Origin of the sequence: Salmonella sp. A29-2 (assembly GCF_020150755.1) — a bacterium.
Classification (GTDB): Bacteria; Pseudomonadota; Gammaproteobacteria; order Enterobacterales; family Enterobacteriaceae; genus Salmonella; species Salmonella enterica.
In genome coordinates, this window is record NZ_CP083731.1 from 3,446,296 (window position 1) to 3,467,235 (window position 20,940).

The window sequence follows — 20,940 nt, forward strand, 5'->3', positions numbered from 1 at the left end:
ATCATCCGGCGTGGACTGATTTATTTCTCTTTCATCGTTTTGTCATATAAGCCGTTTAGCGTAAAAAGCAAACCTGGTATAGGCCAGAAAATGCAACGTACGCTATGAGGCTATTACGATGAAACTTTCCCGACTTGCTCTGCTGTCTGTCTTCGCTCTCGCCAGCGCCCCGTCATGGGCGGAATCGGTGGTCACGGTGTACTCCATCGACGGGCTGCATGATGGCGATAACAGCTGGTACCAGGTACAGTTTGACGCATTCACCAAAGCGACCGGCATTACCGTACGCTATGTTGAAGGCGGTGGTGGCGTGGTAGTGGAACGTCTGGCAAAAGAGCGTACGAATCCGCAGGCCGACGTGCTGGTAACCGCGCCGCCATTCATTCAGCGCGCCGCCGCCGAAAAGCTGCTGGCGAACTTTAACACCGACGCCGCATCGGCTATCCCCGATGCCAACAACCTTTATTCGCCGCTGGTAAAGAATTATCTGAGCTTTATCTACAACAGCAAGCTGCTGAAAACTGCCCCGGCGAGCTGGCAGGATCTGCTTGACGGTAAATTCAAAAATAAACTCCAGTATTCCACGCCAGGCCAGGCCGCTGACGGCACGGCGGTGATGCTGCAGGCTTTCCACAGCTTCGGCAGTAAAGATGCCGGTTTTGCGTATCTCGGCAAGCTGCAGGCCAATAACGTCGGGCCATCTGCCTCTACCGGCAAGCTAACCGCGCTGGTTAATAAAGGTGAAATCTACGTCGCTAACGGCGACCTGCAAATGAACCTCGCGCAGATGGAACGTAACCCGAACGTGAAAATCTTCTGGCCGGCCAACGACAAAGGCGAGCGCAGCGCGCTGGCCATCCCTTATGTCATTGGCCTGGTCCAGGGGGCGCCGCAGAGTGAAAATGGTAAAAAGCTGATTAACTTCCTGCTGAGTAAAGAAGCGCAGACTCGCGTCAGCGAACTCTCCTGGGGAATGCCAGTACGCAGCGACGTGACGCCGAGCGACGAACATTACAAGGCCGCCACTGCCGCGTTAGAAGGCGTGCAGAGCTGGCAGCCCAATTGGGATGACGTAGCCGTTTCGCTGTCGGCAGATATTAGCCGTTGGCACAAAGTGACCGAAAGCGAGTAAGCCTGATGCTGATGAAAACGACCGCCGTTCACGCCCCTGCATCGCAGGGGACATCGGGGATAGTCCTCGACTCGCTGCGCGTTGCGTATCACGGCAACGTGGTGCTTAAACCGCTCTCTTTGACGATTGAACCTGGCGAAGTGCTGGCGCTGATTGGCCCATCAGGATCTGGAAAAACGACGGTGCTGCGTGCGGTTGCGGGCTTTGTGCAACCTGCAGGCGGTCGTATTCTGATTGGCGATACGGACGTCACCCATCTGCCACCCTATAAACGCGGGTTGGCGATGGTGGTGCAGAACTACGCCTTGTTCCCGCATCTGAAAGTGGAAGACAACGTCGCTTTTGGCCTGCGTGCGCAGAAGCAGCCAAAGGCGCTAATTAATGAGCGTGTAACGCAGGCGCTGAAAACGGTTGGCATGAGTGATTACGCCGCCCGTTATCCGCATCAACTTTCCGGCGGCCAGCAGCAACGCGTGGCCATCGCTCGCGCGATTGCCGTGCGCCCGCGCGTGCTGTTGCTGGATGAACCACTGTCAGCGCTGGACGCACAGATTCGTCATAATATGGTGGAAGAAATCGCCCGTCTTCACCGTGAGCTGCCGGAACTCACTATTCTCTACGTCACCCACGATCAAACGGAAGCGCTCACTCTGGCCGATAAAATCGGCATTATGAAGGATGGTTCGCTGATTGCTCACGGCGAAACCCGCGCGCTATATCAGCATCCGCCCAATCGTTTTGCCGCCGAATTCTTAGGCCGCGCCAATATTCTCTCCGCCATCGCGCTGGGGATAACGGAGGCTCCGGGGCTGGTGGACGTCAGCTGCGGCGGTGCGGTGATTCGCGCGTTCAGCCGGGGCAGCCACCACGGTTACAACAAACTGCTGTGCATTCGTCCTCAGCACCTCAGCCTGACGCCGCGTTCGGCCGACAGCAACCGCTTCAACGCCACACTGCAATCGGTGCACTGGCAGGGCGATTTAACCCATCTGTTGTGTGACGTTGCTGGCGAAACGGTGCGAATGGTGTTGACGCATGTCAATCCGCTGCCGCGCGTGGGCGACAAGCTGGCGCTGTGGTTCGAACCGGATGATGCGGTCCTGATTGAGGTATAACCATGTCACTCATTTTACCTCTGGAAAAACCGGCGCTTAACCTACGCCCGCTGCTGTGGCTGCTGCTCCCGTTGCTGGTGCTGGCAACGCTGTTTTTCTGGCCTCTGTCGCTCATCGTTGAACAGGCGCTACGCGGTGCCAATGGCGAGATCGGGCTCGAGACCTTCCGCCAGGTGGTCGACTCGAAACGCTTTGTCGGCGCGTTGCTGAACACGTTGCAAATCGCCTTTTTCGCCACCGCTGGTTGCCTGCTGCTGGGCAGCGTGATGTCGCTGACTCTGGTGTTTATTCCTTTCCCCGGCAGCGAGTTGATTGGTCGGGTCGTCGATACTTTTATTGCGCTGCCGACCTTCCTGATTACGCTGGCGTTCACCTTTATTTATGGGTCAGCGGGTCTGCTCAACGGTACGCTGATGAGCCTGTTTGCCTTTGAGCTACCGCCGGTAGATTTTCTCTACTCGATGCAGGGCGTCATTCTGGCGGAGATCACGGTGTTCACTCCGCTGGTGATGCGGCCACTGATGGCCGCGCTGCGGCAAATTGATAAAAGCCAGCTAGAGGCAGCCAGCATTCTGGGGGCGCACCCGTTACGGGTGATTGGGCAGGTGATTTTCCCGGCGGCGCTACCGGCGCTGATGGCTGGTGGCAGCCTGTGCCTGCTGTTGACCACTAACGAGTTTGGCATCGTACTGTTTATTGGCGCGAAAGGAGTTAACACCCTGCCGATGATGGTTTACAGCAAAGCGATTCTGGAGTCTGACTATACGGTCGCCTGCATGATTGCGTTGATTAACATTGTCTTGTCGCTGGGGCTGTTCTCCCTCTATCGCCTGGCGGCATCACGTACCGGCGTAAGGAGCTAGCCATGCTAATTTGGTCATCTAAAGGACGCGCAGCGGCGGGCGTTGTGGCTAGCGTACTGTTTATCGTGTTCTTTTTCCTGCCGCTGGCGGTGATTCTGATGTCCAGCCTTAGCCAGCAGTGGAACGGTATTCTGCCGAGTGGCTTCACGCTGAACCACTTTGTTAACGCTCTGCACGGTGCGGCATGGGATGCCCTACTTGCCAGCCTCACGATTGGCTTTTGCGCCAGCCTGTTTGCGCTGCTTTGCGGCGTTTGGGCGGCGCTGGCGCTGCGTCAATATGGGGTGAAAACGCAGAAATGGTTAAGTATGGTGTTCTATCTGCCGAGTGCGATTCCGTCAGTGTCCGTGGGCCTGGGCATTCTGGTTGCTTTCAGCCAGGGGCCATTGCAAATGAACGGCACCCTATGGATTGTGCTGACAGCGCACTTTGTGCTGATTTCCGCCTTTACCTTCAGTAACGTGTCGACCGGACTGGCGCGAATTTCCGCCGATATTGAAAACGTCGCGTCGAGTTTGGGGGCATCGCCCTGGTATCGTCTGCGTCACGTGACGTTGCCGTTATTGATGCCGTGGATGATGTCAGCGCTGGCGCTGAGTTTATCGCTCTCCATGGGGGAGTTGGGCGCGACGATGATGATTTATCCGCCGGGCTGGACGACGCTGCCGGTGGCTATCTTTAGCCTGACCGACCGTGGAAATATCGCCGACGGCGCGGCGCTGACCATTGTGCTGGTGGCCATTACGCTGCTGCTGATGATGAAGCTGGAGCGCATTGCAAAACGGTTGGGGCAGAAATAAAACGGTAGGCCGGGCAGGACATAGCCGCCACCCGGCAAAGGAATTACGGGCGATACACCTTCACATTGGCAAACCCCTGCTCGCGTAGATAGAGCGCCTGCAGGCGACTCATTACGCCGCGTTCGCACCATAGCAGCCAGGTTTTGCTCTGATCGAGGTCGCCAAATTTAGTGCTCAGCTTGTAGAAAGGCAGCGAAACCACGTCCACACCTTCCACTTTCAGCGGCTTGTCATCCTGCTCATCGACAGAACGGATATCCAGAATCACATCGTTGGCGCCAAAACCGCTCACGGTTTCAACTTCCACCACCTCCTGCTGGGTCTGCTGGGCGATTTCACGAATATCGACGTTGTTCGCTTCTTCTACCACCTTATCGAGAATACTGAAGTCGAAATTTTCTTCTTCGGCTTCAATTTTCGCTTTAATGGCTTTCACCGTCGGACTTTTTGAAATCACGCCACAGTATTCCGGCATCGTACGGGCAAAATCTTCCGTACCAATCTGGCGCGCCAGGTTGATAATGTGCTCTTTATCGTAAGAGATCAGCGGGCGCAGGATCAGCGTGTCAGACACGTTATCGATCAAGCGCAAGTTGGTTAGCGTCTGGCTGGACACCTGGCCCAGCGCTTCGCCGGTCACCAGCGCCTGTACGCCGTAACGTTCCGCCACTTTCGACGCCGCGCGTACCATCATACGTTTGAGCACCACGCCCATCTGGCCGTCGTCAACTTTCTCCAGAATCTCGCCGACCACCGGTTCGAAGTTAATCGCCACAAAACGCACGCGATGGGAGCTGCCAAAGCGGTTCCACAGGTAATGCGCCACCTGGCGAACGCCGATTTCATGCGCCGCGCCGCCAAGGTTAAAGAAGCAGTAGTGTACGCGGCAGCCGCGACGCATCAGCATATAGCTGGAGACGCCGGAGTCAAAACCGCCGGAGATCAGCGACAGCACATCTTCCTGGGTGCCAATCGGGAAACCGCCAATACCTTCATAACGCCCTTTGATCAACAGCAGGCGATCATCTTCCACTTCCAGATGCACCGTCACATCCGGGTTAGTGAGCTTCACGCGCGCCGATTCAATATGCTGATTTAATCCGCCGCCGACATAGCGCTCCACCTCAATGGAGCTAAACTCATGCTTACCGCGACGTTTTACGCGCACGCAGAAGGTTTTGCCTTCAAGCTGCTCGCGATACTGCGCCAACGCTTTCTCGAAAATGTCGTGCATATCGGTGAACGGCACATCTTCGACTTCAAGAATATGGTGGATCCCCGGAATGCGGGTCAGCGCGTCGCGAATCGCCAGACGCTGGTTTTCATCTTTGGCGCGAACTTCAATGTTATCCCAGTGACGGACAACCGCGAGGGTCTCATCGTAGTGCTTTAAAACGTTACGGATGTTCCCGGTTAAAATTTTTATAAAGCGCAAACGCACAGATTGGCTTTTGATAGTGATTTCCGGGAACAATTTAATGATAAACTTCATGGCGGCAATGGTTCTTTAGCAAGCTATCTAAGGCTTGTCGTGGAGAAATAGTACAGCAGCCCATACCTACGGCTGCATCCAGGCGCGGAAGTATATCACTATCACGGACATCTTGCGCATTTCCCCTTACCATTGCGCGTTATTTGCTTATCAGTGTGAGTCCGTTACCATAGACTTGTGCTGCCATTACAGAGAGTCAAACAGTCATCATGCCGAAGAAAAATGAGGCGCCCGCCAGCTTTGAAACTGCGCTGAGCGAGCTGGAACATATTGTTACCCGCCTGGAAAGCGGCGATTTGCCGCTGGAAGACGCGCTGAATGAATTCGAGCGCGGCGTACAACTGGCGCGTCAGGGGCAGGCAAAACTGCAGCAGGCGGAACAGCGCGTGCAAATTTTGCTGTCTGATAATGAAGAGGCTTCACCTGAGCCTTTTATCGCGGATAATGAGTAAATGGACTTTACGCAGCAGCTACAGGCTTGCGTAACGCAAGCGAATCAGGCGCTGAGCCGTTTTATCGCGCCACTGCCCTTTCAGAACACTCCCGTGGTCGAAGCCATGCAGTATGGCGCATTATTAGGCGGTAAACGCCTGCGGCCATTTCTGGTTTACGCCACCGGTCAAATGTTTGGCGTCAGTACGGCAACGCTGGATGCGCCAGCTGCGGCGGTCGAATGCATTCATGCCTATTCGCTGATCCATGACGACCTGCCAGCGATGGACGATGACGATTTGCGTCGCGGCCTGCCGACTTGCCATATTAAATTTGGCGAAGCCAACGCAATCCTGGCGGGAGACGCGTTGCAGACGCTGGCGTTTGCCATTATCAGCGACGCGCCGATGCCGGAAGTCACCGATCGCGATCGTATCGCGATGATCGCCGAACTGGCGAACGCCAGCGGCATCGCCGGTATGTGCGGCGGTCAGGCATTGGATCTGGCAGCAGAAGGCCAGCGGATCACTCTGGACGCGCTGGAACGCATTCATCGCCATAAGACCGGCGCGCTCATTCGCGCCGCCGTTAGACTTGGCGCGTTGAGCGCGGGCGATAAAGGACGGAATACTCTGCCGATACTTGACCGCTATGCAGAGAGTATCGGCCTTGCCTTCCAGGTTCAGGATGACATTCTGGATGTGGTGGGCGATACTGCAACGTTAGGTAAACGTCAGGGCGCAGACCAGCAGCTTGGCAAAAGTACCTACCCTGCACTTCTGGGTCTTGAGCAAGCCCGGAATAAAGCCCGGGACCTGATAGAGGACGCCCGTCAGTCGTTACATCAGCTGGCCGCGCAATCACTGGACACCTCGGCACTGGAAGCGCTAGCGAACTACATAATCCAGCGTGATAAATAAACCCCATATCCAATGAGCTTGCGATGAGTTTTGATATAGCCAAATACCCTACCCTGGCATTGGTCGACTCCACCCAGGAGTTACGACTGTTACCGAAAGAGAGTCTGCCGAAACTCTGCGACGAGCTACGCCGCTACTTACTCGACAGCGTAAGCCGTTCCAGCGGGCACTTCGCTTCCGGGCTGGGCACGGTAGAACTTACCGTGGCGCTACATTATGTCTACAACACCCCGTTTGACCAGCTAATCTGGGATGTTGGACACCAGGCTTATCCACATAAAATCCTTACCGGTCGTCGCGACAAAATCGGCACCATTCGCCAGAAAGGCGGTCTGCATCCGTTCCCGTGGCGCGGAGAAAGTGAATACGATGTGCTGAGCGTTGGGCATTCCTCCACCTCCATCAGCGCCGGTATCGGTATTGCCGTGGCGGCGGAGAAAGAAGGCAAAGATCGCCGCACCGTCTGTGTGATTGGCGACGGCGCCATCACCGCCGGTATGGCGTTTGAAGCAATGAATCACGCAGGCGATATCCGGCCCGACATGCTGGTCATTCTGAACGACAATGAAATGTCAATTTCGGAAAACGTCGGCGCGCTCAACAACCATCTGGCGCAGCTACTTTCCGGTAAGCTTTACTCTTCTCTGCGCGAAGGCGGAAAAAAGGTCTTCTCCGGCGTACCGCCAATTAAAGAACTGCTCAAGCGTACCGAAGAACATATTAAAGGCATGGTTGTGCCGGGAACCCTGTTCGAAGAGCTGGGCTTTAACTACATCGGGCCGGTCGATGGTCACGATGTCATGGGGCTTATCAGCACATTGAAGAACATGCGCGACCTGAAAGGCCCGCAGTTCCTGCATATCATGACCAAAAAAGGCCGCGGCTATGAGCCCGCGGAAAAAGATCCGATCACTTTCCATGCGGTGCCTAAATTTGATCCCTCCAGCGGATGTTTGCCGAAAAGCAGCGGCGGTCTGCCCGGTTATTCAAAAATCTTCGGTGACTGGCTGTGTGAAACCGCCGCCAAAGACAGCAAGCTGATGGCGATCACCCCAGCAATGCGCGAAGGTTCCGGCATGGTGGAATTTTCACGTAAATTCCCGGATCGCTATTTTGACGTCGCCATCGCCGAGCAGCATGCCGTCACCTTCGCCGCAGGTCTGGCGATTGGCGGCTATAAGCCCGTCGTGGCGATCTACTCTACTTTCCTGCAACGCGCCTACGATCAGGTCATCCATGACGTCGCTATCCAGAAACTGCCGGTCATGTTCGCCATCGATCGCGCCGGTATCGTTGGCGCGGATGGACAAACACACCAGGGCGCGTTCGATCTCTCCTATCTGCGCTGCATCCCGGATATGGTGATCATGACGCCAAGCGACGAAAACGAATGTCGCCAGATGTTATTTACCGGGTATCACTATAACGACGGCCCGACGGCAGTACGTTATCCACGCGGTAATGCGCAGGGCGTGGCGCTAACCCCGCTGGAAAAACTGCCTATTGGTAAAGGCCTTGTGAAGCGTCATGGCGAAAAACTGGCGATTCTGAACTTTGGCACCTTAATGCCTGAGGCGGCGAAAGTCGCCGAAGCGCTGAACGCCACGCTGGTCGACATGCGCTTTGTTAAACCGCTGGACGACACGCTAATTCTGGAGATGGCCGCGCAGCATGACGCGCTGGTGACGCTGGAAGAAAACGCCATTATGGGCGGCGCTGGCAGCGGCGTAAACGAAGTGCTAATGGCCCATCGTAAACCTGTACCTGTGCTGAATATCGGCCTTCCGGATTTCTTTATCCCGCAAGGAACGCAGGAAGAAGCCCGCGCGGAACTGGGGCTCGACGCCGCAGGCATTGAAGCCAAAATCAAGGCCTGGCTGGCATAATCCCCTCTTTGCTCCTGCTATGCTTGAAGAGTGACGGGTATAACAGGAGCGGAGTCATGCAATACAACACGTTAGGAAATACAGATCTTCGGGTATCCCGCCTTTGTCTGGGCTGCATGACATTCGGCGAGCCGAGTCGCGGCAATCACGCCTGGACGCTTCCCGAAGAGAGCAGCCGTCCCATCATCAAGCGCGCCCTTGAGGGCGGCATTAACTTTTTTGATACCGCCAACAGCTACTCCGACGGCAGCAGCGAAGAGATTGTCGGTCGCGCGCTGCGTGATTTCGCACGGCGCGACGAGGTGGTGGTAGCGACGAAAGTCTTCCATCGCGTCGGCGATCTGCCGGAAGGATTGTCCCGCGCGCAAATCCTGCGCTCTATTGACGATAGCCTCGCCCGTCTGGGAATGGAGTATGTCGATATCCTGCAAATCCACCGCTGGGATTACACCACGCCAATAGAAGAAACTCTGGAAGCGCTAAACGACGTGGTGAAGGCAGGTAAAGCCCGCTATATCGGCGCTTCCTCAATGCACGCCTCACAATTTGCCCAGGCGCTGGCGCTACAAAAACAACACGGCTGGGCGCCGTTTGTCACCATGCAGGATCACTATAACCTGATCTACCGCGAGGAAGAGCGTGAGATGCTACCGCTGTGCTGGCAGGAAGGCGTCGCCGTGATTCCGTGGAGTCCGCTGGCGCGCGGGCGCTTAACTCGCCCCTGGGGAGAAACCACGGCCCGGCTGGTCTCGGATGACGTGGGTAAAAATTTATACGCTGAAAGCGATAAAAATGATGCGCAAATAGCGGAACGGCTGGCTGGCGTCAGCGAGGCGCTTGGCGCAACGCGAGCGCAGGTCGCGCTGGCCTGGCTACTCAGTAAACGAGGCGTCGCCGCGCCGATTATCGGCGCTTCGCGTGAAGAGCAGTTAGATGAGTTGCTGAATGCCGTTGATTTAACGCTCAAACCGGAGCAGATTGCCGAACTCGAAACGCCGTACAAACAGCATCCGGTGGTGGGATTTAAATAATCTGCCATTGCCCGATGGCGCGGCGCTTATCGGGCCTGCGAAATCGACATATTGTTCGGGGATAGGCCGGATAAGGCGTTTACGCCGCCATCCGGCAAACCCTTTAAATAATACCGAGCGGCCAGTGATGACCGATAAAATACAGTATGCCGGCGGATATCACGCCGGCGACGATATCATCGATCATAATTCCCATGCCGCCGTGCACGTTGCGATCAAACCAACGGATCGGCCAGGGTTTCCACATATCCAGAATGCGGAAAATAACGAACCCGGCAGCCACCCACTGCCAGTCCGTCGTCGGCAACGCCATTAGCGTTATCCACATACCGATAAATTCATCCCAGACAATACTGCCGTGGTCGTGTACGCCCATATCTTTCGCCGTCTGATGGCAAAGATAAACGCCAATGCAGATCCCAAACATCACGACCAGCGAATAAAGCTGCCACGGCAGAAACGTCATCAAATACCAGAAGGGGATCGCCGCCAGCGAGCCCATCGTGCCCGGCACCACGGGGCTCAACCCGCTGCCAAAGCCGGTAGCGAGCAGATGCCACGGATTGCGCAAATTCAGGCGGCTTTTCGCAACATCTTTATGGCGTGGCAAAATGGTCATATCCTTTCCAGTCAAAGGTGACAGGCATTCCGTCACGTACAAAATTCAGCCCTTCAATATCTGCGCTCATTTGACCTATGCAGGTAAAGGGAACACCCAGTTGACCAATGGCGACATCCAGCGCGCCACGATTCAGTTCCGGCACCGTAAAGCACAGCTCATAGTCTTCGCCGCCGGAAAGCGCCCAACGCAGCGCCTGCCCGTCATCAACATGGCGCATCATCGCATCGGATTTTGGCAGCGCATCAACATCTACTCTTGCCCCACAGCCGCTGGCCTTGACGATATGCCCCAGATCGGAAATCAAACCATCGGAAAGATCGATAGCCGCGCTGGCGATATCACGCAGCGCCTGGCCGTGTAAAATACGCGGCGTCGGGCGTAAATGCCGTTGAATTAAATAGTGAGCGTCTGTCTCCTCCGACACCTGTAGCCGGTTTTGCAAAACCGCCAGCCCGGCAGCGCTGTCGCCCGGCGTACCGGTGACATAAATCCAGTCGCCCGGCTTCGCGCCAGATCGCTTGAGCGCGCGCCCTGCCGGGATATAACCGTGGATACCCAGCGTCATCGACAGCGGTCCACGCGTGGTGTCGCCGCCAATGAGCTGCATATCGTAGTAATTCAATAGCGCAAACAGACTGTCGCTAAAAGCCTCCAGCCACGCCTCATCGACGTCAGGAAGCGTGAGCGCCAGCGTTAACCATGCCGGATCGGCGCCCATCGCCGCCAGATCGCTTAAATTCACCGCCAGCGCTTTATACGCCAGATCGGCAGGATCGATATTGGGTAAGAAATGGATGCCCGCCACCAGCGTATCGGTACTGATCGCCAGGGTCTGCTTTTCAGGAATATTCAGGAGCGCGCAATCGTCGCCAATACCGGTTTCAACATCAAGACGAGAGCTTCTTACACGGTCAAAATAACGGGCAATCAGGGAAAACTCGCCACATGCCATACGTTATGCCTCAGCAGAAAAAAAGAAAAGGCCGGAGACGGCGGGTATCGATCGCCCGCTATCTTTCCGGCCTGTGAATCACTTTTTGTTGGGACGAATCACCGGAGCTGCTTTATCCAGTACGCCGTTGACGAATTTGTGGCTGTCTTCAGCGCCAAAGGTTTTCGCCAGTTCAATCGCTTCGTTGATGGCCACTTTATAAGGCACATCGCTGCGTTTTGACAGCTCAAACAACGCAATACGCAGCACGGCTTTTTCAACCTGTCCCAGCTCTTCAAGCAGGCGGGACAGATACGGTTTCATTAAACCATCCAGGTACGCGCTGTTAGTCGCCACCCCGGATAGCAGTTCACGGAAATAGAGAACGTCGACGTCTTTTACGTCCTGTTCCGCCAGGAACTGGTATTCAACATCAGCGATGTCGTTCTGGGACAACTGCCAGGAGTAAAGCGCCTGGACGGCACACTCACGGGCGCGGCGACGAGCAGCAGGTTTCACGGAATTCCCCTTACAAAAAATCAGGCCTTAATGGCTTTCAATACATTAATCATTTCAAGCGCGGTCAGCGCAGCTTCTGCGCCTTTATTACCGGCTTTTGTACCAGCACGTTCGATGGCTTGTTCAATACTCTCGGTGGTCAGAACACCAAAGGCTACCGGCACGCCGCTGTCCTGGGCAACGCTTGCCAGGCCATTGCTGGCGCCGCCTGCCACATATTCAAAGTGCGCAGTCCCCCCGCGAATCACGGTTCCCAGCGCAACCACGGCGTCATATTTACCGCTTTTCGCCAGCGCTTCGGTCGCCAGCGGCAGTTCATAGGCGCCAGGCACCCACACTACGGTAATATTATCATCTTTTACCTGACCAATACGCGTCAGGGCATCAACCGCGCCATCCAGCAGGCTGTCGTTGATAAACTGATTGAAACGCGCAATAGTGATGGCAACACGAGCGTCAGGGGCTGCAACGTTAGCTTTAATAATGTTCATATTCTCTCTTCCAGGGTTCATTTGGCCCCGCAGGGGGGCGGATTTTATCATAATAATTTGAGCGCTGCTCCCCTTTCGACGGGAGAACTCATGCGCTCACCATATGCAGGCAAACATCCGGGCCGACATGACGTATTTCGCTGAAGGTAAATTGCGGCGCGTCGGCGAGCTTCTCAAGCCCCGGCAATTCGCATAATCCCCGCGCCTGGGTTCCCAACAATTTAGGCGCGACATAGACAATCAGTTCATCCACCAGCCCGGCTTGCAGCAACGCGCCCGCCAGTCCCGGTCCGGCTTCAACCCATATGCTATTAATCTGCTGCCTGCCTAACTGCATCATCAGCACAACCAGATCCAAATGTCCGTTGTGCGCCGGCACGCTGATAGTACGAACCGAATCGGGCCACGCGCGGCTATCTTCCTGGGTACGCGCAATCCACGTTTCGCCAGGCTGCTGCACAATACGATGCGCAGGCGTTACCCGGTTTTGGCTGTCGATAACAATTCGCACCGGCTGGCGCAGATTTTCCTGCGGGTAAGACGCCTGCGTAGAGGCGTCTAACTCCGCCCAACGCACCGTCAAGGCCGGATCGTCAGCCAATACCGTCGCGCTACTGGTTAAGATAGCGTGACTTTGCGCACGCAAGCGCTGAACGTCGCGCCGGGCCTGCGGCGAGGTGATCCACTGGCTTTCGCCGCTGGCCATCGCCGTCCGTCCATCCACGGAGGCGCCCAGTTTAAGCTGAAGATAAGGGAATCCGGTACGCATCCGCTTGAGGAAGCCTTTATTGAGCGCCTCCGCTTCACTCATCATTAACCCGTGGCTGACCGCAATACCCGCCTGTTGCAGGCGATACAGCCCACGCCCGGCGACCTGTGGGTTCGGGTCCTGCATCGCGGCGACCACGCGCGCGACGCCGGCCGCAATCAGCGCATCACAACATGGCGGCGTTCGCCCATGATGGCTACAGGGTTCAAGCGTGACATAGGCGGTTGCGCCTTTGGCTTTTGCGCCCGCCATCCGCAGCGCATGGACCTCGGCGTGCGGCTCTCCGGCGCGATGGTGATAACCTTCGCCGACGATGTCGCCATTGTTAACAATGACACAGCCGACATTAGGGTTCGGGTGAGTGGTGAAACGTCCACGCTGCGCCAGTTTGAGCGCTCGCGCCATGTAAAACTCATCCTGCATGGCTTAGTCCTGTAGGCGAGCGATTTCTTCGCCAAAGTCTTTGATATCTTCGAAACTGCGATAGACGGAGGCAAAGCGAATATATGCGACTTTATCGAGTTTTTTCAGCTGCTCCATGACCAGGTTGCCAATCATCTTGCTGGGAACTTCACGCTCCCCAGTGGCACGTAATTGTGACTTAATATGGTTCAATGCCATTTCAACATCATCTGCGCTGACGGGTCTTTTTTCCAGCGCTCTCAACATGCCGCTACGCAGCTTATCCTCATTAAAGGGTTCGCGCACATCGTTGCTTTTTATCACGCGCGGCATGACCAGTTCAGCCACTTCAAAGGTCGTAAAGCGTTCATTACACACCAGGCACTGCCGACGGCGGCGCACGGACGAGCCCTCGCCTACAAGACGAGAGTCAATGACTTTGGTATCTACGGCGAAACAAAATGGGCAATGCATACGGCGTCCTGACCAGATGATTTAGAAAACACTATTTTACCCTGAACTGGCGCGACAACAAAGGCGGAGCGCTTTTGAGATAAAGGATCGGTGCCTTTGTGCGTATAGCGCACTACCATTACGCTATCGAACCATGAAGGAAATGATCGACATGACAAGACGTTACCTAAGAATTCTCCTGGTGGGAAGTCTCTTGAGCCTGACCGCCTGCGCGCCGCAGAGCGAAGTTCGCCAGATGCATCAAAGCATTAGCACCCTGAATAAAGAGATGACCCAACTGAATCAGGAAACAGTAAAAATTACCCAACAAAATAAGCTGAATGCGGAGTCAACCCGCGGCGTCTATTTGTTGCCTGGCGCCAATACGCCTGCCCGGCTGGAGAGTCAGATCGGTACGCTACGTATGACATTGCTGGAGATTACGCCTGTCGCAGACGGCGCTCACGCAACGTTACGCATTCAGGGCGAGTCCCGCGATCCGCTGCCGGCATTCAGCGCTACCGTAGAGTACGGGCAACTTCAGGGCACTACGGAGAACTATCAGGAGGTGAATGCACAGAGCCTTCTGGTAAATGCCCCTGCCAGTTTGCTGGCGCCCAGTGATGTCAATATTTCGTTACCGTTGAAGGGGATCACACCGGCGCAGTTAGGCTTCATTCGCATCCATGATATTCAGCCTGTTAATCAATAAACGTTCTGGCGGAGCGTTTTGTGCGTTCCGCAACATCTCCCGCGCGACTTTTGTTGCCCTACTGACATTTTCGTCATTTATGACATGGATTGGTAATATTCATGAAAGATAGTACTGTCGCCGCGCCTAAAGTGCGCAAACGTGAACGCAATCGATTACGTAAATGATAGATATGTGAAACAAGACATATTTTTGTGAGCAATGATTTTTATAATAGGCTCCGCAGAAACACGAAATATTTAGAAACGCAAATTGCGTTCTTTTCACTCCCGCAAGGGATTTCAAACAGTGGCATACATATGAAAAAAACTTTACTCGCAGTCAGCGCAGCGCTGGCGCTCACCTCATCTTTTACTGCTAACGCAGCAGAAAATGATCAGCCGCAGTATTTGTCCGACTGGTGGCACCAGAGCGTAAACGTGGTAGGCAGCTACCATACCCGTTTCTCGCCGAAATTGAACAACGACGTCTATCTGGAATATGAAGCATTTGCCAAAAAAGACTGGTTTGATTTCTACGGCTATATCGATATTCCCAAAACCTTTGATTGGGGTAACGGCAACGATAAAGGTATCTGGTCCGACGGTTCTCCGCTGTTCATGGAAATCGAACCGCGTTTCTCGATTGATAAGCTGACCGGCGCAGACCTGAGCTTCGGCCCGTTTAAAGAGTGGTATTTCGCCAACAACTACATCTACGATATGGGCGATAACAAAGCCAGCCGCCAGAGCACGTGGTATATGGGTCTGGGGACCGATATCGACACCGGCCTGCCGATGGGCCTGTCGCTGAACGTGTATGCGAAATATCAGTGGCAAAACTACGGTGCTTCCAATGAAAACGAATGGGACGGCTACCGTTTCAAAGTGAAATACTTCGTCCCCATCACCGATCTGTGGGGCGGTAAACTGAGCTATATCGGCTTTACCAACTTTGACTGGGGATCTGATTTAGGCGACGATCCGAACCGTACCAGCAACTCCATCGCTTCCAGCCATATCCTGGCGCTGAACTACGATCACTGGCACTACTCGGTCGTTGCGCGTTACTTCCATAACGGCGGACAGTGGCAGAATGGCGCAAAACTGAACTGGGGCGACGGCGATTTCAGCGCGAAATCTACCGGCTGGGGCGGCTACCTGGTCGTGGGTTACAACTTCTAAACCTGCAAAAAAGGCCAGAGGTCGTCCTCTGGCCCGTTTCGGGCGCATGCTGCCATGCGGCGGCGAGTCGCGCCCACTTCACATTACTTCCGGCGATGCCACCAGCCTAAAAACAGACCTGTCGCAATCCCGACCAGCGTTGGTGCCGCCAGATCGTGCCAGATAGTAATGCTCAACTCTGTGAGCGTCATATTGCCGCCTTTGTTGCAATGGCAACGGTTCGCGGCTATCCTCAACTTGTCTGGAGTCAAGTTAGCCCCCGTAATGTTGCCGGTGAATACCGAACAATGTGCGGGGGTTTTCTCTTTCCAGCGACAAGGCCACCGGGGATCAAGCCCCCGCAACATTGCGCCTCACCGGGTTGCCCCGGCTTACCGCTGATTCTACTCTGCTCGCCAGTATCGGCAGGACTTAAAAACAAAAAAATCCCAACCTTGCGATCGGGATTCCAGTGACAATGTATGCGTTACAGGACATTTGGGGCTGGCGACAAACTCCGGGGCTGAAAAAATGCCAGATTGCATCCGACCTACGAAAACCAATAATTCATTTATATTGCGGATTCCGTTGGGTGGAGCGAAGCGTAACCTAACATTCAACAGCACCAACAGCTTTGTCAGCAGTCTGCTTATTTCTTTTTGTTCATCATCGCTTTCAGATCGGCAAACGGGTTATAAGTCGCCTCGCCGACATCTTTTTGCGCATCTTCCCCGGCAATGACCGTCGAACCGTACTGATCGGCTTCGGTATATTTAGAATGCTCATGATCGTGGCAGTAGAGGCACAATAGCTCCCAGTTGCTGCCGTCTTCCGGGTTATTGGTGTGGTCATGATCGATATGATGCACCGTCAGCTCACGCAGATTTGAATACACAAACTCACGGGAACAACGTCCGCACACCCACGGAAACAGCTTCAGCGCTTTTTCACGATAGCCGCTTTCCAGGCGCGCGTAGTTTTTTGGGATGATAGCCATAATTAACAGGTACCTGAATAATACAAAGGGTTATGCGCAGTTTCCCGCGAAGCCGGGCTTTTAGCAATGATTCTGTGCAACTTATATATCCAGGTAAGCAAGGCTATTTCAGGCAAACTGATGACCAATCAACCCGTTTTACAAGCGTTAGAGGTATCGCTATCACATCTTACGGCATTTTTTCGTGCTCGACTTTTCGCAAAAAATCACGCAAAGAACGGTCGATTGTTTCACGAAATCGCCGGTTAAGCGGAGTAATTTGTAAACAGCGATCGAGGCGAAAACACCGATAGTCTTCCCGTCTCTCACACCAGGCAACCAGCAGCCAGTGCTCTCCCCAGAAAAACAATCCCAGCGGTTGTATATCCCGCGAAGAGAGATGCCCCGCTTCATCACGATAATGTAGCGCCAACACCTGCTGCGCCGAAACGGCCTGATGGATAAGATCAAACGCGCTGCGCGAATGTGGAGATGTACCCAAATCCGGAGCGTAAATCCGTGTCTGCTCCGCTTTACGGCGGCTCTCTTCCGGCAAAATGGCCAACACTTTTTCCTGGGCGGATTCAAGCTCGCGCGATAGCGAATCGCCGCCCCAGGTTTTCAATAACCGTATAGCCACCATCAGTGCTTCCGATTCACGATGGGTAAGCATCAAGGGTGGCAGATCAAAACCTGCCATTAAACGGTATCCGCTCCCCGCTTCACCTTCGACAGGCACACCGGATAACGACAGATCGCGAATATCGCGATAAATCGTCCGTTCAGAAACCGCAAGCCGCTGTGCCAACAGCGCTGCCGTCGTCAGTCGTCTACCCCGCAAAATTTGCACGATCTGAAACAAACGGTCAGCGCGTCTGGTCATATTGACTCTCTACATTTAGCAAATATCACGCAGGTTGATGTAAACCTATTCGGTTGCCTTCGCTGTCAATAAACAACGCGATGGTTCCAATGTCATCTCCGGGAACCATGGGTTCCAGAACACACTTGCCACCGGCAAGGACGACACGTTCAATCGAGGCTAACAAATCGGCGGTATGCAGATAAATAACGACTCCCTGCGCAACTGGAGCGACATCATCCTGCTTTATCAGCGCTCCGCCGGGTCCGGGTTCAGCATACGGAAATACGGCCAGGTCCGCCCCATCCATGGTTTCCCGACGTAACGATATCTGCATCACTTGCTCATAAAAGGCGATTGCACGCGCCATATCAGTAACTGGAATTTCAAACCAGTTAATCAAGTTTTTCATACATCCTCCTGCGTGTGTGGGTTAATTCATGAGGAGTGTATGACAGGGCTCCTGACAGCATACTGTCAGTAATGTTTATCGTCATGGTACATAAAAAAAATCCCGATCGTATGACCGGGATTCAGATAACACTTAAATACGTGTTTACGGCAGAATGGACGGCTGATCCGCCCCTTCTTTTTCGACTTTCTGCTGCAGCATATGCTCGCGCTTCATACCGAGTTTCAGCGCCAGCGCCGATGCGACATAGATAGAAGATGCCGTACCAATAGAGACACCGATCAGCATCGTCAGCGAGAAGCCTTCCAGTACCGGACCGCCGAAGAGGTACAGCATCAGAATTACCACTAACGTCGTACCGGAGGTAATCAACGTACGGTGTAGCGTCTGGGTCAGCGACACGTTAAAGATTTCGTAAGGCGTCCCGCGACGGATTTTGCGGAAGTTTTCACGAATACGGTCAGAGACCACGATACTGTCGTTCAGCGAGTAACCGATCACCGACATCAATGATGCCACAATGGTCAGGTCAATCTCGATATGGAAAAGCGACAGTATCCCCAGCGTAATGATCACGTCGTGCGCCAGCGCGATGACCACCCCTGCCGCCAGTCGCCACTCAAAGCGGAAACCGACATAAACGAGGATAGAGATCAACGCCACCAGCAGCGCCATGGCGCCGGTTTGCGCCAGATCGGCGCCCACGCTTGGCCCCACGAATTCAATACGCTTCACGGCCGCGTTCTGGTTGGTGGCTTCATTAATGATCGTCACCACTTTGCTACCCAGTACCTGACCGCCGGTTTCACCTTCGGTTGGCGGCATACGCACCATAATGTCGTGACTGCTGCCAAAGTTCTGCAACTGCGGCTCTTCATAGCCCGCTTTTTGCAGCGCTTCGCGCATCACGTCCATTTCAGCCGGTTTTTCCAGCGTGATTTCAATTACCGTGCCACCGGTGAAATCCAGCCCCCAGTTAAACCCGCGTACGCCCATAATGACAATGGCCGCGATCAGCAACAGCCCGGAGATGCCGAATGCCCAGAAGTCCCAGCGCATAAAGTCATAGACTTTACGGCCGTGGTTTAGTTGTTCAACAGTGTATTCCTGTGCCACATCGCACTCCTCAGATTGACAGCTTAGTGACGCGCTTGCCGCCATATAGCAGGTTTACGATAGCACGCGTACCGATAATCGCGGTAAACATCGACGTCGCCACACCGATACCGGTCGTAATCGCGAACCCTTTAATTGCCCCGGTACCGACAGCATACAGAATGATGACTTTAATCAGCGTCGTGATGTTCGCATCGAAGATGGAACTGAACGCGCCGGCATAGCCTTCGTTTATCGCCTGCTGTACCGTGCGGCCATTACTCAACTCTTCTTTGATACGTTCGTTAATCAGAACGTTGGCGTCGACCGCCACCGCAAGGGTTAACACGATACCCGCAATCCCCGGCATACTGAGCGTTGCCCCCGGCAACAGCGACATGATACCGACAATCAACACCAGGTTAGCCACTAACGCGCTGGTCGCAATCAGACCAAACTTCTTATAGAAGAAGATCATGAACAGGATGGAGACCACCAGGCCGGCCAGACAGGCTTCCAGGCCCTGCTTAATATTTTGCATACCCAAAGTCGGGCCAATGGTGCGCTCTTCAACGATCTGAATCGGCGCAATCAGGGCACCCGCACGCAGCAACAACGAGAGCTGACGCGCTTCGTTCGGGTTGCTGATACCAGTAATACGGAAGCTGTTACCCAGCCGAGACTGGATGTTGGCAATGTTAATCACCTCTTCCTGTTTCACCAGTACGGCGCGACCGTTAGCGTCTTTCTTACCGCTGTCTTTATACTCCACAAACAGGGTCGCCATCGGTTTGCCGATATTGTCCTTAGTGAAGTTAGACATGATATTGCCGCCTGCGCTATCCAGCGAGATGTTAACCTGCGGTTGGTTATATTCATCCTGGCTAGACGTCGAGTCGGTGATATGGTCGCCGGTGAGGATCACGCGTTTGTACAATACCACCGGCTGACCTTCGCGGGTCTGTTTCACTTCGGAATCGCCCGGTACGCGCCCGGCAGCAGCGGCGGCCTGGTCAACGTTGGTATTCACCAGACGGAATTCCAGCGTCGCGGTCGCACCGAGAATTTCTTTCGCGCGAGCGGTATCCTGGATACCCGGCAGCTCAACCACAATACGGTCTGCGCCCTGGCGTTGTACGACAGGCTCCGCGACGCCCAGTTGGTTAACACGGTTACGCAGAATATTAATGTTCTGCTGAACGGCGTATTCACGCGCTTCGCTCAGGCGCGCATCGGTCATTACCGCGCGAAGTTGATTACCGCTCTGGCTGGAAATCACCAGGTCACGATGACGCGGCGTCAGATAGGCGATCGCCTCATCACGCGCTTTGCTGTCACGGAACGTGATGCTCAGCCCATAATTATTTTCTTTACGAACGGTGGTATAAGGAATGCCTTTTTCACGCAGATCGCTGCGCAGACTATCGATATTTTGTTCCTGGAGTTTACCTAACGCGGTATCCATATCCACTTCCATCAGGAAGTGAACGCCGCCGCGCAGATCAAGACCGAGCTTCATCGGATCGGCGTGAATAGCCGCCAACCAGCGCGGCGTAGCCGGCGCAAGGTTAAGCGCCACGACATATTTATCCCCCAGCACGCTCATCAGCGCTTCACGGGCGCGTAGCTGGGTATCGGTGGTGTCGAAGCGCGCAAGAATAGCGCCCTCTTCCAGTGCCACAGACTTAGCGGGAATTTTTTCTTCTTGTAACGTTTTCTGGACCTGGATCAGCGTTTGCTCACTGGCGGCGACGCCGCGCACGCCAGTGATTTGAACAGCCGGATCCTCACCATACAGGTTGGGAAGTGCGTAAAGCAGGCCGACGATAATCACGACGACCAGCATGATGTACTTCCACAAAGGATAACGGTTTAACACGGCA

23 protein-coding genes and 1 pseudogene are annotated in these 20,940 nt (G+C 54.5%); 11 read left to right on the top strand and 13 right to left on the bottom strand.

Translation table 11 applies throughout. The features are described from left to right. Positions 1 to 118: 118 nt before the first annotated feature. From phnS to phnV, 4 genes are read left to right on the top strand one after another with little or no spacing between them, the layout of a single operon-like run. Positions 119 to 1,132, top strand: coding sequence for a 2-aminoethylphosphonate ABC transporter substrate-binding protein (gene phnS / locus K8W53_RS16850; protein ID WP_000778008.1), 1,014 nt, complete (start codon positions 119 to 121; stop codon positions 1,130 to 1,132). A gap of 5 nt (positions 1,133 to 1,137) precedes the next feature. Then, positions 1,138 to 2,247 carry a 2-aminoethylphosphonate ABC transport system ATP-binding subunit PhnT gene (phnT, locus tag K8W53_RS16855; RefSeq protein ID WP_023195351.1) on the top strand — a complete coding sequence of 370 codons (1,110 nt, stop codon included), beginning with the start codon at positions 1,138 to 1,140 and terminating at the stop codon, positions 2,245 to 2,247. Between the two features lie 2 nt (positions 2,248 to 2,249). Then, a complete protein-coding gene (phnU, locus tag K8W53_RS16860; RefSeq protein ID WP_058654832.1) occupies positions 2,250 to 3,110 on the top strand; it encodes a 2-aminoethylphosphonate ABC transporter permease subunit in 861 nt (286 codons plus the stop codon). A gap of 2 nt (positions 3,111 to 3,112) precedes the next feature. Further along, the gene (gene phnV / locus K8W53_RS16865; protein WP_000909803.1) at positions 3,113 to 3,910 is read left to right on the top strand and encodes a 2-aminoethylphosphonate ABC transport system, membrane component PhnV; all 798 of its coding nucleotides are present in this window, start codon (positions 3,113 to 3,115) and stop codon (positions 3,908 to 3,910) included. 43 nt (positions 3,911 to 3,953) lie between these two features. Here phnV and thiI read toward each other — a convergent pair whose 3' ends face one another. Then, a complete protein-coding gene (gene thiI / locus K8W53_RS16870; protein WP_000668648.1) occupies positions 3,954 to 5,402 on the bottom strand; it encodes a tRNA uracil 4-sulfurtransferase ThiI in 1,449 nt (482 codons plus the stop codon). 209 nt (positions 5,403 to 5,611) lie between these two features. Between thiI and xseB the strand changes: the two genes are divergently transcribed. The 5 genes and pseudogenes from xseB to K8W53_RS24010 all read left to right on the top strand — a co-directional run. After that, positions 5,612 to 5,854: an exodeoxyribonuclease VII small subunit gene (gene xseB / locus K8W53_RS16875; RefSeq protein ID WP_001124944.1), complete on the top strand. Its 243-nt coding sequence runs from the start codon at positions 5,612 to 5,614 to the stop codon at positions 5,852 to 5,854. After that, positions 5,855 to 6,754 carry a (2E,6E)-farnesyl diphosphate synthase gene (ispA, locus tag K8W53_RS16880; RefSeq protein ID WP_000348076.1) on the top strand — a complete coding sequence of 300 codons (900 nt, stop codon included), beginning with the start codon at positions 5,855 to 5,857 and terminating at the stop codon, positions 6,752 to 6,754. Positions 6,755 to 6,777: 23 nt separating this feature from the next. Beyond that, a complete protein-coding gene (gene dxs, locus K8W53_RS16885) occupies positions 6,778 to 8,640 on the top strand; it encodes a 1-deoxy-D-xylulose-5-phosphate synthase (protein ID WP_000006777.1) in 1,863 nt (620 codons plus the stop codon). Between the two features lie 56 nt (positions 8,641 to 8,696). Further along, on the top strand, positions 8,697 to 9,671 hold the full coding sequence (locus tag K8W53_RS16890) for an aldo/keto reductase (protein ID WP_001199858.1): 975 nt from the start codon (positions 8,697 to 8,699) through the stop codon (positions 9,669 to 9,671). 7 nt (positions 9,672 to 9,678) lie between these two features. Next, positions 9,679 to 9,770: pseudogene (locus K8W53_RS24010) on the top strand (hypothetical protein); the annotation flags it as partial. Positions 9,771 to 9,774: 4 nt separating this feature from the next. On the opposite strand, the gene pgpA reads toward K8W53_RS24010, so the two are convergent. From pgpA to nrdR, 6 genes are all read right to left on the bottom strand, one after another. Beyond that, complete coding sequence (gene pgpA / locus K8W53_RS16895) at positions 9,775 to 10,290, bottom strand: phosphatidylglycerophosphatase A (RefSeq protein ID WP_000154063.1); 516 nt, start codon at positions 10,288 to 10,290, stop codon at positions 9,775 to 9,777. Beyond that, positions 10,268 to 11,245 (bottom strand): thiamine-phosphate kinase, encoded by a 978-nt coding sequence (gene thiL, locus K8W53_RS16900; RefSeq protein WP_023224682.1) that lies wholly within the window; start codon positions 11,243 to 11,245, stop codon positions 10,268 to 10,270. The genes pgpA and thiL overlap by 23 nt, the downstream gene beginning before the upstream one ends. Before the next feature lie 78 nt (positions 11,246 to 11,323). Next, positions 11,324 to 11,743 carry a transcription antitermination factor NusB gene (gene nusB / locus K8W53_RS16905; RefSeq protein ID WP_000801129.1) on the bottom strand — a complete coding sequence of 140 codons (420 nt, stop codon included), beginning with the start codon at positions 11,741 to 11,743 and terminating at the stop codon, positions 11,324 to 11,326. Positions 11,744 to 11,763: 20 nt separating this feature from the next. After that, on the bottom strand, positions 11,764 to 12,234 hold the full coding sequence (gene ribE / locus K8W53_RS16910) for a 6,7-dimethyl-8-ribityllumazine synthase (RefSeq protein WP_001021372.1): 471 nt from the start codon (positions 12,232 to 12,234) through the stop codon (positions 11,764 to 11,766). A gap of 88 nt (positions 12,235 to 12,322) precedes the next feature. Then, complete coding sequence (ribD, locus tag K8W53_RS16915) at positions 12,323 to 13,426, bottom strand: bifunctional diaminohydroxyphosphoribosylaminopyrimidine deaminase/5-amino-6-(5-phosphoribosylamino)uracil reductase RibD (RefSeq protein WP_001150218.1); 1,104 nt, start codon at positions 13,424 to 13,426, stop codon at positions 12,323 to 12,325. A 3-nt stretch (positions 13,427 to 13,429) separates the two neighbouring features. Continuing rightward, positions 13,430 to 13,879 (bottom strand): transcriptional regulator NrdR, encoded by a 450-nt coding sequence (nrdR, locus tag K8W53_RS16920; RefSeq protein ID WP_000543533.1) that lies wholly within the window; start codon positions 13,877 to 13,879, stop codon positions 13,430 to 13,432. Between the two features lie 151 nt (positions 13,880 to 14,030). Here nrdR and K8W53_RS16925 point away from each other — a divergent pair, with 151 nt between their 5' ends. After that, the gene (locus tag K8W53_RS16925) at positions 14,031 to 14,570 is read left to right on the top strand and encodes a DUF3251 domain-containing protein (RefSeq protein WP_000198488.1); all 540 of its coding nucleotides are present in this window, start codon (positions 14,031 to 14,033) and stop codon (positions 14,568 to 14,570) included. A gap of 299 nt (positions 14,571 to 14,869) precedes the next feature. Then, the gene (locus K8W53_RS16930) at positions 14,870 to 15,733 is read left to right on the top strand and encodes a nucleoside-specific channel-forming protein Tsx (RefSeq protein ID WP_000752021.1); all 864 of its coding nucleotides are present in this window, start codon (positions 14,870 to 14,872) and stop codon (positions 15,731 to 15,733) included. A gap of 83 nt (positions 15,734 to 15,816) precedes the next feature. Here the strand turns inward: K8W53_RS16930 and K8W53_RS23920 are convergent, their stop codons facing one another. The 6 genes from K8W53_RS23920 to secD all read right to left on the bottom strand — a co-directional run bounded on the left by K8W53_RS23920 (position 15,817) and on the right by secD (position 20,936). Then, positions 15,817 to 15,924 carry a type I toxin-antitoxin system toxin Ldr family protein gene (locus tag K8W53_RS23920; protein WP_000176312.1) on the bottom strand — a complete coding sequence of 36 codons (108 nt, stop codon included), beginning with the start codon at positions 15,922 to 15,924 and terminating at the stop codon, positions 15,817 to 15,819. Positions 15,925 to 16,361: 437 nt separating this feature from the next. Further along, positions 16,362 to 16,709, bottom strand: a complete 348-nt coding sequence (gene yajD, locus K8W53_RS16940) for an HNH nuclease YajD (RefSeq protein WP_000974818.1) — start codon at positions 16,707 to 16,709, stop codon at positions 16,362 to 16,364. Between the two features lie 169 nt (positions 16,710 to 16,878). Continuing rightward, a complete protein-coding gene (locus K8W53_RS16945; protein WP_000198318.1) occupies positions 16,879 to 17,571 on the bottom strand; it encodes a helix-turn-helix transcriptional regulator in 693 nt (230 codons plus the stop codon). A 25-nt stretch (positions 17,572 to 17,596) separates the two neighbouring features. Beyond that, complete coding sequence (locus K8W53_RS16950) at positions 17,597 to 17,962, bottom strand: VOC family protein (RefSeq protein ID WP_000793035.1); 366 nt, start codon at positions 17,960 to 17,962, stop codon at positions 17,597 to 17,599. Between the two features lie 144 nt (positions 17,963 to 18,106). Then, positions 18,107 to 19,078, bottom strand: coding sequence for a protein translocase subunit SecF (gene secF / locus K8W53_RS16955; RefSeq protein ID WP_000046629.1), 972 nt, complete (start codon positions 19,076 to 19,078; stop codon positions 18,107 to 18,109). Between the two features lie 10 nt (positions 19,079 to 19,088). Continuing rightward, entirely contained in the window at positions 19,089 to 20,936 is a 1,848-nt protein-coding gene (gene secD / locus K8W53_RS16960; RefSeq protein ID WP_000934811.1) for a protein translocase subunit SecD, read from the bottom strand. Positions 20,937 to 20,940: the final 4 nt, after the last annotated feature.

Coding starts and splice junctions, on each gene's coding strand:
- ribD (WP_001150218.1), bottom strand. CDS start 13,426: ATGCAGGATGAGTTTTACATGGCGCGAGCGCTCAAACTGGCGCAGCGT.
- phnS (WP_000778008.1), top strand. CDS start 119: ATGAAACTTTCCCGACTTGCTCTGCTGTCTGTCTTCGCTCTCGCCAGC.
- ribE (WP_001021372.1), bottom strand. CDS start 12,234: ATGAACATTATTAAAGCTAACGTTGCAGCCCCTGACGCTCGTGTTGCC.
- phnU (WP_058654832.1), top strand. CDS start 2,250: ATGTCACTCATTTTACCTCTGGAAAAACCGGCGCTTAACCTACGCCCG.
- pgpA (WP_000154063.1), bottom strand. CDS start 10,290: ATGACCATTTTGCCACGCCATAAAGATGTTGCGAAAAGCCGCCTGAAT.
- ispA (WP_000348076.1), top strand. CDS start 5,855: ATGGACTTTACGCAGCAGCTACAGGCTTGCGTAACGCAAGCGAATCAG.
- thiI (WP_000668648.1), bottom strand. CDS start 5,402: ATGAAGTTTATCATTAAATTGTTCCCGGAAATCACTATCAAAAGCCAA.
- K8W53_RS16890 (WP_001199858.1), top strand. CDS start 8,697: ATGCAATACAACACGTTAGGAAATACAGATCTTCGGGTATCCCGCCTT.
- phnT (WP_023195351.1), top strand. CDS start 1,138: ATGCTGATGAAAACGACCGCCGTTCACGCCCCTGCATCGCAGGGGACA.
- K8W53_RS23920 (WP_000176312.1), bottom strand. CDS start 15,924: ATGACGCTCACAGAGTTGAGCATTACTATCTGGCACGATCTGGCGGCA.
- K8W53_RS16925 (WP_000198488.1), top strand. CDS start 14,031: ATGACAAGACGTTACCTAAGAATTCTCCTGGTGGGAAGTCTCTTGAGC.
- nrdR (WP_000543533.1), bottom strand. CDS start 13,879: ATGCATTGCCCATTTTGTTTCGCCGTAGATACCAAAGTCATTGACTCT.
- K8W53_RS16945 (WP_000198318.1), bottom strand. CDS start 17,571: ATGACCAGACGCGCTGACCGTTTGTTTCAGATCGTGCAAATTTTGCGG.
- thiL (WP_023224682.1), bottom strand. CDS start 11,245: ATGGCATGTGGCGAGTTTTCCCTGATTGCCCGTTATTTTGACCGTGTA.
- yajD (WP_000974818.1), bottom strand. CDS start 16,709: ATGGCTATCATCCCAAAAAACTACGCGCGCCTGGAAAGCGGCTATCGT.
- xseB (WP_001124944.1), top strand. CDS start 5,612: ATGCCGAAGAAAAATGAGGCGCCCGCCAGCTTTGAAACTGCGCTGAGC.
- K8W53_RS16950 (WP_000793035.1), bottom strand. CDS start 17,962: ATGAAAAACTTGATTAACTGGTTTGAAATTCCAGTTACTGATATGGCG.
- K8W53_RS16930 (WP_000752021.1), top strand. CDS start 14,870: ATGAAAAAAACTTTACTCGCAGTCAGCGCAGCGCTGGCGCTCACCTCA.
- dxs (WP_000006777.1), top strand. CDS start 6,778: ATGAGTTTTGATATAGCCAAATACCCTACCCTGGCATTGGTCGACTCC.
- phnV (WP_000909803.1), top strand. CDS start 3,113: ATGCTAATTTGGTCATCTAAAGGACGCGCAGCGGCGGGCGTTGTGGCT.